Origin of the sequence: Bacillus sp. N12A5 (genome assembly GCF_026790125.1) — a bacterium.
Taxonomy (GTDB): domain Bacteria; phylum Bacillota; class Bacilli; order Bacillales; family Bacillaceae; genus Bacillus.
On sequence record NZ_JALAMR010000038.1, the window covers coordinates 1 to 664 of the forward strand.

1 protein-coding gene is annotated in these 664 nt (G+C 49.2%); it reads right to left on the reverse strand.

The window, feature by feature from the left end; all coding sequences use genetic code 11:
* Window positions 1-664: condensation domain-containing protein (locus MOC09_RS20070; protein WP_268371692.1), on the reverse strand; the 664-nt coding region annotated here is incomplete at both ends.

Genomic DNA, 664 nt, shown 5'->3' on the forward strand with positions numbered 1-664 from the left:
AGATCAAACTTGGACGTTCCTTGATGGGACTCATAAGGAGAAATGCTTAAATTCTGCAATGCAAGCTGTTCTTTATCAGGGTTTTCTGTCGTCACCATCACGTTAAACAATGGATTTCGGCTCATATCCCGCGGTAGATCAAGCTGATTGACCAAGTCCTCAAATGGATATTCCTGATGTTCAAGCGCTGACAGGTTTGTCTGCTTCGCTTTTTCCAGAAGTTCTGCAAAGGTTTGCTGTTCTTCCGCTTCCATTCTTAAGGCAAGCGTATTGACGAACATTCCCGGCATATCTTGGACATCGGCATTCGTCCGGCCGGCAGTGACGGAGCCAATGACGATATCCCGCTGTCCGGAAATTTTGCTTAAAAAGACGTGGAAAACCGCGTGAAGCACCATGTGCAGAGTCGTTCCGGTTTCTGCGAGCAGCTTTTCTACCGCTTTTGCCGTCTCGCTTCCAGTACGGAATCGGACCGTATCCCCTTTAAAGCTTTGCACAGGCGGACGGGCGTAATCGAGCGGCAGATCAAGCTCAGGCAAATCGCCTGAAAGAACCGACAGCCAATACGCCTCATGCTCCTTCATTCGTTCCTTTTGCTCAGCTTCATTTTGCCAAACGGCGAAATCTTTATAATGAAGCGCCGGCTCCGGAAGCAGCTCGCCTT